We start from the raw sequence: 16,428 nt of genomic DNA on the forward strand, positions 1-16,428 counted from the left end.
AGCTGGTCAGTGAGCAGCCGTCGCTGGACCTCGAAACCCTGCTGCACAAACCGGCCTTTCTGCAGCTGTCGCCTGACGGCAGCGGCATCCATGGCCAGATCTACCGCGCCGCGCAAGGCGATTCCGGCAAGCGCTTGACCCGTTATTCGGTGACCTTGCGTCCGCAACTGGCGTATCTCGCGCACCGCATCAACCAGCGCATCTTCCAGAACCTCAGCGTGCCGAAAATCATCGGCCAGGTACTGGAAGAGCACGGCATTCAAGGCAACGCCTACGAATTCAAGACCGGCTCGATCTATCCCGAGCGCATCTACTGCGTGCAATACGACGAGTCGGATCTGCACTTCATCCAGCGCCTGTGCGAGGAAGAAGGCATTCACTTCCACTTCCAGCACAGCGCCAACGCGCACAAGCTCGTTTTCGGCGATGACCAGACGGTGTTCCCGAAACTGGCCCCGGTGCCCTATCAGCAAGACTCCGGCATGGTCGCCAGCAACCCGGTGATCAAGCGCTTCGACCTGCGCCTGGAAACCCGCACCAGCCGCACCACCCGTCGCGACTACGACTTCGAAAAACCGCGCCTGACCCTGGAAAGCGAAAACCGTGGTGACGCCCTGCCCGACCTCGAAGACTACGATTACCCGGGCCGCTTCATCGACCGCGAGCGCGGCAAGCACTTGGCCAAACGCGCCCTCGAACGCCACCGCAGCGACTTCCAATTGGCCGAAGGCAAGAGTGATCAGCCACTGCTGGTCAGCGGCCATTTCCTCGCTCTGACCGAGCACCCGAAAGCCAAATGGAACGACCTGTGGCTGCTCACTGAAGTCCTGCACGAAGGCAAGCAGCCGCAAGTGCTCGAAGAGTCGGTGACCAGCGACACCACCGCACTCAAAGACGATTTCCACCAGGGCTACCGCAACCGCTTCCAGGCCACGCCATGGGACGTGCCCAACCGCCCGCCGCTACGCCACCCGAAACCGCGCATTCTCGGCAGCCAGAGCGCGGTGGTCACCGGCCCGAAAGGCGAAGAAATCCACTGCGACGAATACGGCCGAGTCAAAGTCCAGTTCCACTGGGATCGCGAGGGTCAGGCCGACGACAAGACCAGCTGCTGGCTGCGCGTCTCCAGCGCCTGGGCCGGCGCCCAGTACGGCGGCATCGCCATCCCGCGCATCGGCATGGAAGTGCTGGTCACCTTCCTTGAGGGCGACCCCGATCAACCGCTGATCAGCGGCTGCCTGTACCACAAGGAAAACACCGTCCCCTATCCACTGCCGGCGAACAAGACCCGCAGCACCTTCAAGACCCTGAGTTCGATGGGTGGTGGCGGCTACAACGAACTGCGCATCGAAGACAAAAAAGGCCAGGAACAAATCTACCTGCACGCCCAGCGCGACTGGGACGAGAACATCGAGCACGACCAGAAGATCCGCGTCGGCAACGAACGCCACGACACCGTCGAGCAAAACAGCTACAGCGAATTCAAGGCCGAAGAACACCACACCGTCTACGCCGACCGCAAAGTCGAAACCCGCGCCAATGACCACCTAACCGTCGGCGTGAACCAGCACATCAAGATCGGCACCGGCCAGTTCATCGACGCAGGGCAAGAAATCCACCTGAGCAGCGGCATGAAAGTGGTGATGGAAGCCGGCGCCGAACTCACGCTGGTGGGTGGCGGCAGCTTCATCAAGATCGATGCTGGCGGCGTGACCATGAGCGGCCCGGTGATCAACATGAACTCCGGCGGCAGCCCCGGCAGCGGCACCGGCGCCGCGCCCTTGATGCCCGGCGTGTTGAAACAAGCGGATGCCGACAAGGCTGGCCAGGTTCTGACCCCGGCGCAAATCAACACCCTCAAACGCAACGCGCCGTTCTGCGAAGAATGTGAAAAATGCAAGGCAGGTGCCTGTGCCATCTGAACGAATCACCCCCAAAGACTGGCTGGCGCAACAGCCGCTGCAAAGCGGCGAGCGCCTGTACCTGATCGTCAGCGCCGCCAGCGACGCCGACGCCCTGAAAACCCTGTACCTCACCGAACCCACCGCCCAGCTCATCCCGATCTGGGGCGGCACGCCCTACTCCACCTGGCAACCGGTGATGCCCTACCTCACCGAACTCAAATCCAACTCCGCTTTCCTGCCCTGGATCGCCGAAACCGACGCCCTCGACTGGGGCTGGCTGGCGGTGTCGCGTTCAGAACCGAACGAAGTGTTCGAGCATCTGCGCAGCCTGACGCAGGTGAAAATGCCGGATGGTACCGAGGTGTTTTTCCGGTTTTGGGATGGCCGGCATATTTATCCGATTCTGCGGGGGCTTGGGGAGAAGGCTGGTGAAGTGCTGCCGGTGTTTGAGCGGTATCTGATCAATGGGCAGGCGCTGGAAGTGGGCACGCGGGTGGTGCCGAAGGTCAAGGACTGGCCGTGGTGGGAGGTGCCGAAGGGGTTGCTGGAAGGGTTGAGCAAGGACAATCCGGCGACGCTGGTCAGCAACCTGATGCAATGGCTGGAAGAAGACCGCCCGGACCTCTACACCGCGTGGCCCGAGAACAATCTGAAGCTGAAAATCACCCGCTTCGTGCGCCGCCCGGATGCGCCGCAAAATCTTAAAGAAGCATTGATAAACCACCTGATTCTGGAGCAAGGCTGATGGATCGCGTTGCCTTTGTTGACAACCAACTGAACACCTTCAAGGACAGTCTGAAGCTGTATCAGGAACAAACCAAAACCTGGTATGCACAGGCCCTCGACAAGGGTAGCCGTGCCGCGGACATGCCGTCCTTGTTGGGCATGGAGCGTGTCATCAAGGCGGGCAACACCAGTAAAACGGTGAGCATGACCGACGGTAACTTCACCTCGAACGTGGCTCAATGTCCGCTCAAGGGTCCGTTGCTGATCGAGAGCAAATTCGAATCGGTTTACGACATTCCCGTCGGCGATATCGAAGTCGAAATCGTGGCCGTGGACGGTGGTGCGGTCAGCAAGGTCAAACTCGACGCCCAAGGCAAAGCCGCATGGACCGGCGGTGTGCCCGGCAAGTTCTACACGATTCGCGTCCATAACGAAGTGACCCCGGCGCAGATCGACGCCCTCTTCAGTTCTTACAGCGGCGTGACTGCGGACCTTGAAGGTTTCCTGCGCAAGGAATGGGCCGGCTTCAAACCGCAATGGTCGAATCTTTCGACCTCCGGCACAGCCATGGCCATCGGCAACGGCATTCTTGAAGGTGGCTGGGAAGCGATCAAGGGCGTATGGGACGGCATCAGTCTCGTGCTCGACATCCTTCAGGACCCAGGAAAGTTTGCGAAGGATCTCGGCGCTGGCGCAGACGAGCTGATCAAAGTCGCCAAGAGCTCGCCGGACATCATGAAAAAGGCCATGTTGCTGGCCAGCGACGAGGCGGCTTTGTTTTTGCTGGTGCGCAGTGCGGTGATCTGGCTCGCGGGCTTGCCGCCGATGAAGATGGCGGGCGACGTAGCGAAGATGACCACGGCCATTGTCGTAGGCATTGCGATCGACATCGTGATCGGCGTGGTATTGACCATCGCGGCAGAAGGTACCGGCGTCATCTACCTTGCGGCCCGACTCAAGAAGTACGGAGAGCTTGTCATCAAGGCTGTGATCGGCTTCGTGAAGTCGGTGTTCAAGATCATCAACGGCTTTATGGAGTATGTCGCCAAGTACACCGCAGTGGCGGCCCGAGGGGTGACGGCGAAGGTCAGGAACGGGATTTCCGAGTTGCGTTTTGATGGCAAGAAAAACGCCAGACTTGCTGACGGTAAAGTCGCTGATGACGTATCGAACCAGGCGACGAATCCCGCCGAAAAGAGCGCAGAACCTGCTGCAAAGACTTGCACTAACGGGTGCCCTGTTTCGATGGTCACTGGCGAAGAGTTATTGACGTTAACTGACGGCCAACTCGACGGCCTGCTGCCATTCGAATGGACCCGTCTCTATCGCACCAGCGCTGTGGAAATCGACTGCGGTCTCGGCTATGGCTGGAGCCACGCGCTCGCCCACCGCATCGAGATCAATGGCGATGAAGTCATCTGGACCGATCAGGAAAACCGCTCCACCATTTTCCCACTTCCGAGCGAGCAGCGTCCCGCCATCACCAACAGCCTATCGCACGCGGCCATTTTTCTAGGTGACGATCCATCCGAGCTGATTCTCGCGCAGGCTGGCAAGCGACCATCGTTCTATCACTTCCGCTTCGACAGCAAAGGCGCGACCCTGATCGCCATCAGCGATAGCTATGGCAACCGCTTGCACGTTACTCGAGACATCCATGGGCGCATCAAACGTCTCGACAACGGTGCCGGCCGCGCCCTGCTCCTGCGCTACGATCGCAAGCACATCATCGCCGTCGACTATCAACAGTTCCTGCCAGCGGACAATCTTGAGGCCGCATGGAACACAGTGCAGACGCTGGTCACTTACAGCTACGACACGCAGCATCGCCTGATCGAGGCGAAGAATGCCGCCGACGAAGCCGAACGCTATCGCTACAACGACCAGCACGTCATTCTCGAGCGGCAATTGGCAGGCGGCGCGGCGTTCTACTGGGAGTGGGAAAACGAAGGCAAACTGTCTCGGTGTACACGTCACTGGGCCAACTTTTCCCAGATGGAAGCGCAATACGCCTGGGACGACAAAGGCAGCGTTACCGTTACCAACGCCGATGGTAGCGAAGAGGTCTACACCCACGATGATCAGGCGCGACTGATCAGCAAAATTGATCCCGATGGTGCCGAGCATCAAAAAGCCTATAACGACAAGGGTCAATTGATCGCGGAAAAGGACCCATTGGGCGCCGTTACCGAATACCGCTACGACGACAACGGACTGATGACCGCTGTCATCCCCCCAGAAGACGAAGCTACAACTTACGAATATATCAACGGCTTCGTCAGCGACGTTCGTCGCGGCAAAGCCAGTTGGAAGTATCAACGCAACCGACAGGGTGATGTCACTGCGCAGATTGACCCGGACGGCAATGCCACCCATTACAGCTATGACCCGCAGGGTCGTCTGTTGGAAATCCGTCACCCGGACGGCAGCCGTCATCAACTCGGTTGGAACAATCTCGGTCAACTGCTTGAAGAACGTCTTCCCGACGGCGGTCAGCGCAAGTACCGTTACGATGCACTAGGCAGGCAGATCACTCGCCAGGAAGAGTCCGGCGCGATCACTCATTACCAATGGGATGCTGCCAATCGCCTTGCCCAAGTTACGCTGCCCGGCGGCGCCACTCGCGCATTCAGCTACAACGCCTATGGCAATGTCACCGCCGAACGCGATGAACTGGGTCGCATCACCCGCTACGAATACGCCGACAATCTGCACCTCGTCAGCCGCCGCATCAATCCCGACGGTAGCCAACTTCGCTACCGCTACGACAACTCGCGCCTGCTGCTCACTGAAATCGAAAACGAGCGCGGCGAGCATTACCATCTCGATTACTACGCCAACGGTCTGATCCAGCAGGAAACCGGCTTCGACGGTCGTCGCACCGCGTACGAATACGACCTCAACGGCCAACTACTGAAGAAAACCGAATTCGGCGATGACGGTAGCGAACTGGTCACCGAATACCAGCGTGATGCCGCAGGCCGCTTGCTGGTAAAAACGCTACCCGATGGTGAGGAGATTCACTACAGCTACGACGCACTTGGTCGCCTCGTTAACGTCGACGACGGCCACTGGCCGCTCGCCTATAAATACGATCTGCAAGACCGGCTCATCGAGGAACACCAAGGCTGGGGTACTCTGCGCTACGAATACGACAGCGTTGGCCAGCTCAAGCACTGCCGTTTGCCCGATGGCAGCAAACTCGATTACCGCCACCAGCCTGGCGGGCAACTCAGCAGCATCGACCTCAACGGTTCTCGCCTGACCTCTCATCAGTTCAACGCCGGTCGAGAGCAACAGCGCCAACAAGGTCTGCTGCTTAGCCAATACCAATACGATGAACAGGGACGTCTGCAAGCGCACAGCGTCAGCCAACGGGACAAGCACCTGTTCCAGCGTCGCTACAACTACGACGCCAACGGCAATCTCGCCGGAATCGACGACAGCCGCAAAGGCAACCGCAGCTATCACTACGACCCGCTGGATCGCCTGATCAGCGTGCGCGGCGCCATGCCAGAGAGCTTCGCCCATGACCCGGCAGGCAACCTCCTCGGACAAAATGACCTGCCCGTTGCGAACCTCGCAAACGTCAAAGGCAACCGCCTGCTGATGCAAGGCGACCGCCATTACGATTACGACGCCTACGGCAACCTGATCCGCGAGCGTCGCGGCACCGGCCAAAAGCTCATCACCGAATACCGCTACGACTGCCAACACCGCCTGATCGGCGTCAGCCTGCCGGGAGGCAGCACCGCATCTTACAAATACGACGCCTTCGGCCGCCGCATCGAGAAAACCGTCGACGGCCACACCACTGAATTCCTCTGGCAAGGCGAACGCCTCATCGCCGAAAGCGCCAAGAACCGCTACCGCAGCTATATCTACGAACCGGGCAGCTTTCGACCCTTGGCAATGCTCGACGGCGAAGGCCCGCTAAAAGCGGCCCCGTTTTACTACCAACTCGACCACCTCGGCACGCCGCAGGAACTGACCGACTACAGTGGCGAAATCATGTGGTCGGCGAAGTACCGCGCCTATGGCAACCTAGCGGCGCTGGACGTCAGCGAAATCGATAACCCGCTGCGCTTCCAAGGTCAGTATTTCGACGCCGAGACAGGGTTACATTACAACCGCCACCGCTACTACAATCCGGGGACTGGACGGTTTTTGACGCCGGATCCGATCAAGCTTGCGGGTGGGTTGAATAGCTACCAGTACGTGCCTAACCCTACGGGGTGGGTGGACCCGTTAGGCTTAAGCTGTAATGTTGCGCAGTGCCCAAAAGTGCGATCCATTGACCCAAATGAGGTAAGGTTTTCCCAAACCTCTGTCTCATACAACAAGGTCGACAGAGCAGGAAACAATTACACCTATGACAATTTAGTCGCGAGCATGAGAGAAAAAGGTTGGCAAGGTGATCCCATTGATGTGGTCCGAATGCCGGACGGCCATCTCACCAGCATGGATAACACCCGGGTCCGTGCCGCACGCGAAGCCGGTATAAAAGTAGAAGCCAGAGAGCGCGGATATAACGATCCAGTAACTGAGCCAGAACAACAACGCTTTGCTGTTAAGGGAAAAAAACCAGATACGTGGGGCCAGGCGATCGAATTAAGAGTTGGAAAGCAGTCGCCAAAACGTTTCGGAAAGGAAACTCCTTACGGATCTCACGAACTACCAAAATTGAGCGGCAAAGAATGAATAACTATTTAGAAATCACAGGCCGAAGTCATTTTTCTTATCCAAGTGACTTCATTGAAACAATCAACCTAACACCTGCCATAGATATTGAACCTTGGTGGTTCATTGTTTTTGAAGAGGGGGATGTAAATTACTGGTACCACACCTTAAAAAAACTTTACCCACAGAGGGAGCTAATCCCCTTTGCAAGGTTCAACGCAAACGATGACATAGCCTGCTTCGATGGCCGTGATGAATCCGGAAACCCGGAAGTCCTCATAATCCACGCCTACGCTTCAGAAGGCTGGGAGCTTCATGGAACTTATGAGAATTTCAAAGAGTGGTTGAGTGAAGCCATTCAAACTCATTCTACTTGGGAGGAAGAATGAGCAAACTAGGCATCTGCAAGCGAATAAATAAATTGCGGAGGCACGAAGCTTGTTAACCAAACATCATTTTCAGCTTTAAAAAATTTGAACCCTTTCACAAACATCTCGTGACTATCAATGCGTAAAACCACAGATTTACCGTAACGACGTCCGATATCGCATGCTAACGTTTCACTTTGTGTTAAATGAACATGATGCCTAGCCCCGGGCATTAGACCGTTTTTCAAAATAGAGTCAAGGAAACGTATAGCCGTTCCATGATACAAAAAATCCGGAGGTTGAATTTCAGGGTAGTTGCGGCTCACCGATTCCGACGAATGCCCCTGAATTGCTCGAATATATGCTCCATCGCTGGATATCTCAAAACGCTTTTTATCACTATGAAAGACGATATTACTTATAACTTCATAGCTTAATAACTTCCCGACCCTCTCTGAACCTTTTATTAACTCATCTACATTTGCCCAGCCCTCGACATCCAGCAGCAACCCAATCGACTCGGGTTTGTGACGTAACACATAACTTATAAACTTACTAAAATCTTCAAACGAGTCAGTCATCAAACACCTCAAATACAAAAAAACCTGAAAAAACTACAACAACCTTATCAAAGTCTCAACCGTTCAGGAAAAACGCTCCACTGTTTCCCCACTCCCGAGTGAGCAGCGTCCCGCCATCACCAACAGCCTATCGCGCGCGGCCATCTTTTTCTGACGATCTATCCGAGCTGGTTCTCGCAGGCTAGCAAGCGACCATCGTTCTATCACTTCAGCTTCGACTCGGTTGGAACAATCTCGGTCAATTGCTTGAGGAACGCCTACCCGACGGCGGTCAGCGCAAGTACCGTTACGATGCACTAGGCAGGCAGATCACTCGCCAGGAAGAGTCCGGCGCGATCACTCATTACCAATGGGATGCTGCCAATCGCCTTGCCCAAGTTACGCTGCCCGGCGGCGCCACTCGCGCATTCAGCTACAACGCCTACGGCAATGTCACTGCTGAACGCGACGAACTTGGCCGTATCACCCGCTACGAATACGCCGACAACCTGCACCTCGTCAGCCGCCGGATTAATCCCGACGGCAGCCAACTGCGCTATCGCTACGACAACTCGCAACTCAACCTCACCGAGATCGAAAACGAGCGCGGCGAACGCTACCAACTCGATTATTACCCGAACGGCCTGATCCAGCAGGAAACCGGCTTCGACGGCCGCCGCACCGCGTACGAGTACGACCTGAACGGCCAACTGCTGAAGAAAACCGAGTTCGGCGACGACGGTAGCGAACTGGTTACCGAATACCAGCGCGATGCCGCAGGCCGTTTGCTGGTCAAGACGCTGCCCGATGGCGAAGAAATTCACTACAGCTACGACGCACTCGGTCGCCTGGTAAATGTCGACGACGGCCATTGGCCGCTCGCTTATGAATACGACGTGCAAGATCGCTTGATTACCGAGCATCAGGGCTGGGGCACCACGCATTATGCATACGACAGCGTCGGCCAACTCAGCCACTGCCGTCTGCCGGATGGCTGCACGCTCGATTACCGTCATTTGTCCGGTGGACGCCTGAGCAGCATCGACCTGAACGGTTCACGCCTGACCAGCCACCAATTCAATGCAGGCCGCGAGCAACAGCGCCAACAAGGCTTGCTGCTTAGCCAATACCAATACGATGAACAGGGACGTCTGCAAGCGCACAGCGTCAGCCAACGGGACAAACACCTGTTCCAGCGTCGCTACAACTACGATGCCAACGGCAACCTCGCCGGTATTAACGACAGCCGCAAAGGCAACCGCAGCTATCACTACGATCCACTCGACCGACTGATCAGCGTACGCGGCGCCATGCCAGAGAGCTTCGCTCACGACCCGGCAGGCAACCTCCTCGGACAAAATGACCTGCCCGCAGCCAACCTCGCCAACGTCAAAGGCAATCGCCTGCTCATGCAAGGCGACCGCCACTACGATTACGACGCCTACGGCAACCTAGTCCGCGATAGTCGAGGAACAGGCCAAAAACTTGTCACCGAATACCGCTACGACTGCCAGCACCGTCTGATCGGCGTCAGCCTGCCGGGCGGCAGCACAGCAACCTACAAATACGACGCCTTTGGCCGCCGCATTGAAAAGTCAGTCGACGGTCACACCACCGAGTTTCTGTGGCAAGGCGAACGCCTCATCGCTGAAAGCGCCGAGAACCGCTACCGCAGTTACATCTACGAACCGGGCACCTTCCGCCCGTTGGCAATGCTCGACGGCGAAGGCCCCTTAAAAGCGGCCCCGTTCTACTACCAACTCGACCACCTTGGCACGCCGCAGGAACTGACCGACTACAGTGGCGAAATCATGTGGTCGGCAAAATACCGCGCCTACGGCAATCTCGCGGCGCTGGATGTGAGCGAAATCGATAATCCGCTGCGTTTTCAGGGTCAGTATTTCGACGCCGAGACAGGCTTACATTACAACCGCCACCGCTACTACAATCCGGGGACTGGACGGTTCTTGACCCCGGATCCGATCAAGCTTGCGGGTGGGTTGAATAGCTACCAGTACGTGCCTAACCCTACTGGGTGGGTGGATCCGTTGGGGCTGAGCAGCAATAACTGCCCTCCCAAGCGCGTTGATACTAGCGATTACCAGACGCGGAAAGAGTTAAGATCCGACGTCTATAACGCGCTGAGGCCAGGAGGTTTCCATAAAACGAAACATCTGAATGCGAAATCTGCCGACCAAGCCAGAGAATTGAGTTTGGGTAATGGATCACGTGGTGGTCAACCCGAAGCTTCTTATCTGCCCGACATCGCAAACAATGTTAAAGGATTCGAAAAACAAGCTGCATATGGGGCGATAAAAGATGGAAACGTATTCGACCACGGTGGCACTCGATTCATGTTTTACAGATCCGAACACCCTGTAGGCTACAACGAGGGACAACTTACAAACTGGACAAGAATTGAACTAACTGATGGAGGAAATAAGCCTGTGATCCACAGCTTTCCGGCATCACCACAGCAAGTGAAAAAATACATGGGTAAAGCAAAATGAAAAAACTAGAATTCGAACTACAGCCACTCCGAGTGCCTAGCGACTGGACAATAACCATAAATAATTTGTACGAAATAGAACTAACACCGGAAACCGCGCACTGGTTTAGCAGTTCTGTTTTATTAGGTGGTGCAAGACAAAGCACAGGCTATTGCTTCGATTCTAGAGTAGAACCTGAGGGAGACCCAAAGGGCGAGTTCGTGGTAGAGTTTCTTACAATTAAATACGATCGAAAAGGCGAACCAATCGGCGACTCTGCCAAAACCTTGGAAATATTCCGAACAACATGCAAAAAAAAATATATTGAGAAAATAGAGCAATACATGCGCGAAAATTGAAAACAACGAGCCAATCATTAATAAACTACGCATGCTATTTTTCATCAAAAACAAAACCAACTTCAACACTGTTACCTACAGAAGCTTGGGCTTCGGAGAGGCTTCAACCCCTACGAATTTAGGGATACAAACTAAATCATTCACGCAGATCAAATGAAAATTGTATAACCGCCAGCTGGCGGTCACCTGACTAACATCGGCCTCAAGGTTCACGCCTCACGTCTCACCAATTCAACGCCGGTCGCGAGCAAGAGCGGCAGCAAGGCTTGCTGCTCAGCCAATACCAATAACGATGAATAGGGCCGACTGCAAGCGCAAAGCGTCAGCCAGCGGGACAAACACCTGTTCCAGCACCGCTATCAATACGACGCCAATGGCAATCTGGCCGGCATCGACGACAGCCGCAAAGGCAACCGCGGCTATCGCTACGATCCACTCGACCGACTGATCAGCGTACGCGGCGCCATACCAGAGAGCTTCGCCCATGACCCGGCAGGCAACCTCCTCGGACAAAATGACCTGCCCGCAGCCACCCTCGCCAACGTCAAAGGCAATCGCCTGCTCATGCAGGGCGACCGCCATTACGACTACGACGCGTACGGCAACCTGATTCGCGAACGTCGCGGAACCGGCCAAAAGCTCGTCACCTAATACCGCTACGACTGCCAGCATCGCCTGAACGGCGTCAGTCTGCCGGGTGGCAGCACCGCAAGCTACAAATACGACGCTTTCGACCGCCGCATCGAGAAAAAACCGTCGACGACCACACCACTGAATTCCTCTGGCAAGGCGAACGCCTCATCGCTGAGAGCGCAGAGAACGGCTACCGCAGCTACATCTACGAACCGGGCGCCTTCCGGCCGTTGGCAATGCTCGACGGCGAAGGCCCGCTAAAAGCAGCACCGTTCTGCTATCAACTCGATCACCTCGGCACGCCGCAGGAACTCACCGATTACAGCGGCGAGATCAGGTGGTCACCGAAGTACCGCGCCTACGGCAACCTCGCAGCGCTGGATGTCAGCGACATCGATAAGCCGCTGCGTTTTCAAGGGCAGTATTTCGACGCCGAGACAGGGTTACATTACAACCGCTAATGCAATCCGAGCACTGGACGGTTCTTGACGCCGGATCCATTCAAGCTTGCGGGAGGGTTGAATAACTATCAGTACGTGCCTAACGCTACGGGGTGGGTGGATCCTTTGGGGTTGAATACTTGTCTTGGGGGCGAAAACTGTACGCCTAGCATAGGTACTGATGATTCCGCTATAAAACCAAAAGTAGATGACGGCGATCAAAAAGCGCCCGAAACAGGCGGAGCTGCCCGCGCGGCTCTATATTCCGCGAATTGGCCTATAGCAAATTCAAACAGTGCCGTTGAAAAATTCGCTGGAAGCAATCCAATCGTCAGCACCACGGACAAAGGCAAAAGAATATACAAAAATCCTCAAAACGGGATAGAAGTGGTTGAAGATATGGACGGAAACCATTTCAGAATTTATGATCCCTCCTTACCTAGAAAGCGTAAGCATTTAAACCTTGAAGAAATTATTCCGAGCAAAAAAACGCTTCCAAACAGAGGCAAGCCGGAAGAACACAAAGCGAATACAACGAAGTAACACACTTCAACAAGGAACCATAAAAATTGAAAACAATTTCAGTACCCATATCTAAAGATGCAATGTATCGCCTGGACTCAGATGAATGCATACTTGGCGACCTAGAAGAACTATCAGTCTCAGAAGAAGAATTTTTAGCCCTTTCAAAAACGGGAGTGTTTGAGGAAATCAACTCGACGCTAAATAAACTTATCGATGAATATGAAGACGAAAGCATACAAGGTCAAACCGAACTAGAGACAGCCCTCAAGATATTACAAAAATTATTCGCCACTACCAATTTCGACACACTAAAGAAGATCATACATCTCAACGAAATGGCGATGAAATACAATACAGGTATGTTTTTCTACTTCTAACCTCATACTCGACGGCTAAAGCCAATTAAAGCTACGCCGTTCCACAACAAGCTTGGCCACCTAGCACGCCGCAGGAACTTATCGACTACAACAGCGAATAATGTAGACGGCGAAGTACCGCGCCTACGACAATCTCGCAGCGCTTGATGTCAGCGAAATCGATAATCCGCTGCGTTTTCAAGGGCAGTATTTCGACGCCGAGACAGGGTTACATTACAACCGCCACCGCTACTACAGTCCGGGGACTGGCCGGTTCTTGACGCCGGATCCGATCAAGCTTGCGGGCGGGTTGAATAGCTACCAGTACGTGCCTAACCCTACGGGGTGGGCGGATCCCCTAGGGTTGAATACTTGTCCAGGCGGAGATAAATGCGTTCCGGGGCAAAGCGCTGAAATACCTGAAGGAAAAGCCAGTGTAAGCGATGGAGGCCCCCCTCCTCCCGACGTTCAATGGACAAATCATGGCAATAAACATGTGGCGCCTAAGGCTCCTTGGCCATCTGTTGTAAAATCGACCGCTAATGGAGGTGCAGCTAAATATCTACCCGGCACGGACATTGAAGCGTTAGAGCGGCACGCGTTTGCAAATGGTCAAGATGTTAACAACGGAAAACCATGGAAAGTAATTGACATGGGAAAAACCATAGGCGCCAATGACGGAAAAGAAACACAGTACATGCGAGTGGAGTTAAGTGCAAACACAATACATGGACATCCAATATCAGAAGAATCGTTTAGAAAACTAACGAAAAAGAAGAAATAATTTATGAATCTTGAAAACATAAAAAAACTTGGTGGCAAGATAACTTTTGACGAAATATCCAGCCTAGTCGGATCGGATATTTCGCTCATTACAGATGAATTAAGAGAGGATCTTTTGCAAGCGCTACTTCCGCACGAGCAAACAATAGACATTGGTTGGTATCCCGAATTCAGTGAACACGGCGCCTTCAGAATCTCATTAATCGCAAATCAAAATTGGGCATCGCCTATATACACCGAAACGGCCAAAACCTGGGCCGATCTTGAAAAAGCGTTAGACCATACATTGAATAAAGTAAAAATTTAATGGATCGACGAGCTCGCGTTGACTAGCCAGCGTCGACGACGGTCGTTAGCCTTTCGCCTATAAATATGACTTGCAGACCAACTCATCGAGGAACACCAAGTCTGGGGCACCTTGAGCTACGAATACGACAGCGTCGGCCAACTCAGCCACTGCCGTCTGCCGGATGGCTGCACGCTCGATTACCGTCATTTGTCCGGTGGACGCCTGAGCAGCATCGACCTCAATGGCTCACGCCTGACCAGCCACCAGTTCAACGCCGGTCGCGAACAACAGCGCCAGCAAGGTCTGTTACTCAGCCAATACCAATACGATGAACAGGGCCGCCTGCAAGCGCACAGCGTTAGCCAACGGGACAAACACCTGTTCCAGCGTCGCTACCAATACGACGCGAACGGCAACCTCGCCGGCATTAACGACAGCCGCAAAGGCAATCTCAGCTATCACTACGACCCGCTGGATCGCCTGATCAGCGTGCGCGGTGCTATACCTGAAAGCTTCGCCCATGACCCCGCAGGCAACCTGCTCAGCCTAAATGAACTACCTGCGGCGAACCTCGCCAACGTCAAAGGCAACCGCCTGCTGATGCAAGGCGACCGCCATTACGATTACGACGCCTACGGCAACCTGATCCGCGAACGCCGTGGCACCGGCCAAAAGCTCGTCACTGAATACAATTACGACTGCCAGCACCGCCTGATCGGCGTCAGCCTGCCGGGTGGCAGCACCGCAAGCTACAAATACGACGCCTTTGGCCGCCGCATTGAAAAGTCAGTCGACGGTCACACCACCGAGTTTCTGTGGCAAGGCGAACGCCTCATCGCTGAAAGCGCCGAAAACCGCTACCGCAGTTACATCTACGAACCGGGCACCTTCCGCCCGCTGGCAATGCTCGACGGCGAAGGCCCGCTAAAAGCGGCCCCGTTCTACTACCAACTCGACCACCTCGGCACGCCGCAGGAACTGACCGACTACAGCGGCGAAATCATGTGGTCGGCGAAGTATCGCGCGTACGGCAACCTCGCATCGCTGGATGTCAGCGAAATCGATAATCCGCTGCGTTTTCAAGGGCAGTATTTCGACGCCGAGACAGGGTTACATTACAACCGCCACCGCTACTACAATCCGGGGACTGGACGGTTCTTGACGCCGGACCCGATCAAGCTTGCGGGTGGGTTGAATAGCTATCAGTACGTGACCAATCCTACGGGGTGGGTGGATCCTCTAGGATTGAATACATGTCCCGGAGCCGGAGATAAAGATTCATCAGGTAACCGAACTGACCAAGAAGAAAAAAAATCGAAAGTTGATGACGGCAGCCCCGAAGCGCCCTATACCGGACCGATTCCCAAGGCAATGCAGAACAAAATACTGTATGGCACACGGAGCCCCGGCCATAACAAACCAGTAGGCGGTCATTCGGCGCAGGTTATGAACTCTCCAAAATATCAGTACGATATTGTCAGCACTAACAAGGACGGAACTACCAGCGTTAAAAATTTTAAAATGATTTTAGAGCGTAAGGATGGAACCATCGGCTGGTCTGCAGCAAAGTCTCCAAATAGACATACATTTGCGCCGAAATCTTGGAGTGACGCGAAGATCTTGAGAGTTACTGATGAGGTAGCAGCAGAGCCAGGCAGAGTGTTACGGAACGATCCAGGCGCGGTAGTAACCGAACACACCAAAATCGTGGACGGAGTTCAATGGCAGGTTATTAAAGAAAACGATGTCATCACTTCTTCATACCCTACGGGAGCAACACCATGACGACTGGCAATGAAGAAAATCTATATAAAAAGCTCTGCTCATGGATAGGTGAATCTGAAGATTCACCATGGACTGAATACAGCACCGAGCTAGTTGCTAAAACGGTACTCATAGACTTCAGTGATAAGGACTGGGAAGTCCTAAAAAAAGCAATACTCAAAATGCCGGAATTTTGGCAACAAAGATGCGCCGTTTCACTTGGAGAAAATCGTACCACCCAAGCCATAGAAATTTTAAAGATTCTACTTTCAAAATCGGAATATAAAGACGTTAAAGTTATTTCTATTTACGAGCTCGACTGGGCCGAAGTAGCGATTGAAAAAAAGTACGCTCACCATGTAAAACAGATAATAGATACCACACCAAAAAGTGAAATAGAACCAGAAATATATAGTTTACTTGCGAAAGCAGAATCATCAGAAATATAATAGCAAAGCCCACCAAATCTTGTACAAGCGAACTTTTACAATATTGCCGACAAACGCCCAACGCCACTTACCAAAAAGGCGCCAATAAAGAACCAACAATCAA

At 54.1% G+C, this 16,428-nt stretch carries 10 protein-coding genes and 4 pseudogenes; 13 read left to right on the top strand and 1 reads right to left on the bottom strand.

The features are described 5' to 3' along the window. The 4 genes from tssI to D8U70_RS24885 all read left to right on the top strand — a co-directional run. On the top strand, nt 1-1,922 hold a 1,922-nt coding region (gene tssI / locus D8U70_RS24870; RefSeq protein ID WP_130929989.1), incomplete at its 5' end, for a type VI secretion system tip protein TssI/VgrG. Continuing rightward, a complete protein-coding gene (locus D8U70_RS24875; RefSeq protein ID WP_130929990.1) occupies nt 1,912-2,649 on the top strand; it encodes a DUF4123 domain-containing protein in 738 nt (245 codons plus the stop codon). The genes tssI and D8U70_RS24875, both read left to right, overlap by 11 nt. Continuing rightward, nucleotides 2,649-7,331: an RHS repeat-associated core domain-containing protein gene (locus tag D8U70_RS24880; protein WP_130929991.1), complete on the top strand. Its 4,683-nt coding sequence runs from the start codon at nt 2,649-2,651 to the stop codon at nt 7,329-7,331. Before D8U70_RS24875 ends, D8U70_RS24880 begins: the two co-directional genes overlap by 1 nt. Beyond that, a complete protein-coding gene (locus D8U70_RS24885; RefSeq protein ID WP_039764143.1) occupies nt 7,328-7,699 on the top strand; it encodes an SMI1/KNR4 family protein in 372 nt (123 codons plus the stop codon). Before D8U70_RS24880 ends, D8U70_RS24885 begins: the two co-directional genes overlap by 4 nt. A 5-nt stretch (nt 7,700-7,704) precedes the next feature. Here the strand turns inward: D8U70_RS24885 and D8U70_RS24890 are convergent, their stop codons facing one another. Continuing rightward, nucleotides 7,705-8,259, bottom strand: a complete 555-nt coding sequence (locus D8U70_RS24890) for an RNA 2'-phosphotransferase (protein WP_177433994.1) — start codon at nt 8,257-8,259, stop codon at nt 7,705-7,707. A gap of 218 nt (nt 8,260-8,477) precedes the next feature. Here D8U70_RS24890 and D8U70_RS24895 point away from each other — a divergent pair. From D8U70_RS24895 to D8U70_RS24930, 9 genes and pseudogenes are all read left to right on the top strand, one after another. Further along, nucleotides 8,478-10,748: pseudogene (locus D8U70_RS24895) on the top strand (RHS repeat-associated core domain-containing protein); the annotation flags it as partial. Then, nucleotides 10,745-11,086, top strand: coding sequence for a hypothetical protein (locus D8U70_RS24900; RefSeq protein WP_129999829.1), 342 nt, complete (start codon nt 10,745-10,747; stop codon nt 11,084-11,086). The pseudogene D8U70_RS24895 and the gene D8U70_RS24900, both read left to right, overlap by 4 nt. Before the next feature lie 206 nt (nt 11,087-11,292). Beyond that, nucleotides 11,293-12,297, top strand: a pseudogene (locus D8U70_RS24905) (RHS repeat-associated core domain-containing protein); the annotation flags it as partial. A 431-nt stretch (nt 12,298-12,728) separates the two neighbouring features. Beyond that, complete coding sequence (locus D8U70_RS24910) at nt 12,729-13,061, top strand: hypothetical protein (protein ID WP_241664692.1); 333 nt, start codon at nt 12,729-12,731, stop codon at nt 13,059-13,061. A 169-nt stretch (nt 13,062-13,230) separates the two neighbouring features. Further along, nucleotides 13,231-13,347, top strand: a pseudogene (locus D8U70_RS28065) (RHS repeat-associated core domain-containing protein); the annotation flags it as partial. Nucleotides 13,348-13,404: 57 nt separating this feature from the next. After that, nucleotides 13,405-13,824, top strand: coding sequence for a hypothetical protein (locus tag D8U70_RS28070; protein WP_241664693.1), 420 nt, complete (start codon nt 13,405-13,407; stop codon nt 13,822-13,824). A gap of 3 nt (nt 13,825-13,827) precedes the next feature. Continuing rightward, nucleotides 13,828-14,130 (top strand): hypothetical protein, encoded by a 303-nt coding sequence (locus D8U70_RS24920; RefSeq protein ID WP_041478175.1) that lies wholly within the window; start codon nt 13,828-13,830, stop codon nt 14,128-14,130. Nucleotides 14,131-14,146: 16 nt separating this feature from the next. Beyond that, nucleotides 14,147-15,897: pseudogene (locus tag D8U70_RS24925) on the top strand (RHS repeat-associated core domain-containing protein); the annotation flags it as partial. Beyond that, the gene (locus tag D8U70_RS24930; RefSeq protein WP_130899435.1) at nt 15,894-16,325 is read left to right on the top strand and encodes a HEAT repeat domain-containing protein; all 432 of its coding nucleotides are present in this window, start codon (nt 15,894-15,896) and stop codon (nt 16,323-16,325) included. The pseudogene D8U70_RS24925 and the gene D8U70_RS24930, both read left to right, overlap by 4 nt. Nucleotides 16,326-16,428 lie beyond the last annotated feature (103 nt).

The organism is Pseudomonas sp. Sample_20, from assembly GCF_004307585.1.
Classification (GTDB): Bacteria; Pseudomonadota; Gammaproteobacteria; order Pseudomonadales; family Pseudomonadaceae; genus Aquipseudomonas; species Aquipseudomonas atacamensis.

Bases quoted from the DNA above. Each gene is read 5' to 3' on its own strand.
- D8U70_RS24880 (WP_130929991.1), top strand. From the start codon at position 2,649: ATGGATCGCGTTGCCTTTGTTGACAACCAACTGAACACCTTCAAGGAC.
- D8U70_RS24885 (WP_039764143.1), top strand. From the start codon at position 7,328: ATGAATAACTATTTAGAAATCACAGGCCGAAGTCATTTTTCTTATCCA.
- D8U70_RS24890 (WP_177433994.1), bottom strand. From the start codon at position 8,259: ATGACTGACTCGTTTGAAGATTTTAGTAAGTTTATAAGTTATGTGTTA.
- D8U70_RS24900 (WP_129999829.1), top strand. From the start codon at position 10,745: ATGAAAAAACTAGAATTCGAACTACAGCCACTCCGAGTGCCTAGCGAC.
- D8U70_RS24920 (WP_041478175.1), top strand. From the start codon at position 13,828: ATGAATCTTGAAAACATAAAAAAACTTGGTGGCAAGATAACTTTTGAC.
- D8U70_RS24930 (WP_130899435.1), top strand. From the start codon at position 15,894: ATGACGACTGGCAATGAAGAAAATCTATATAAAAAGCTCTGCTCATGG.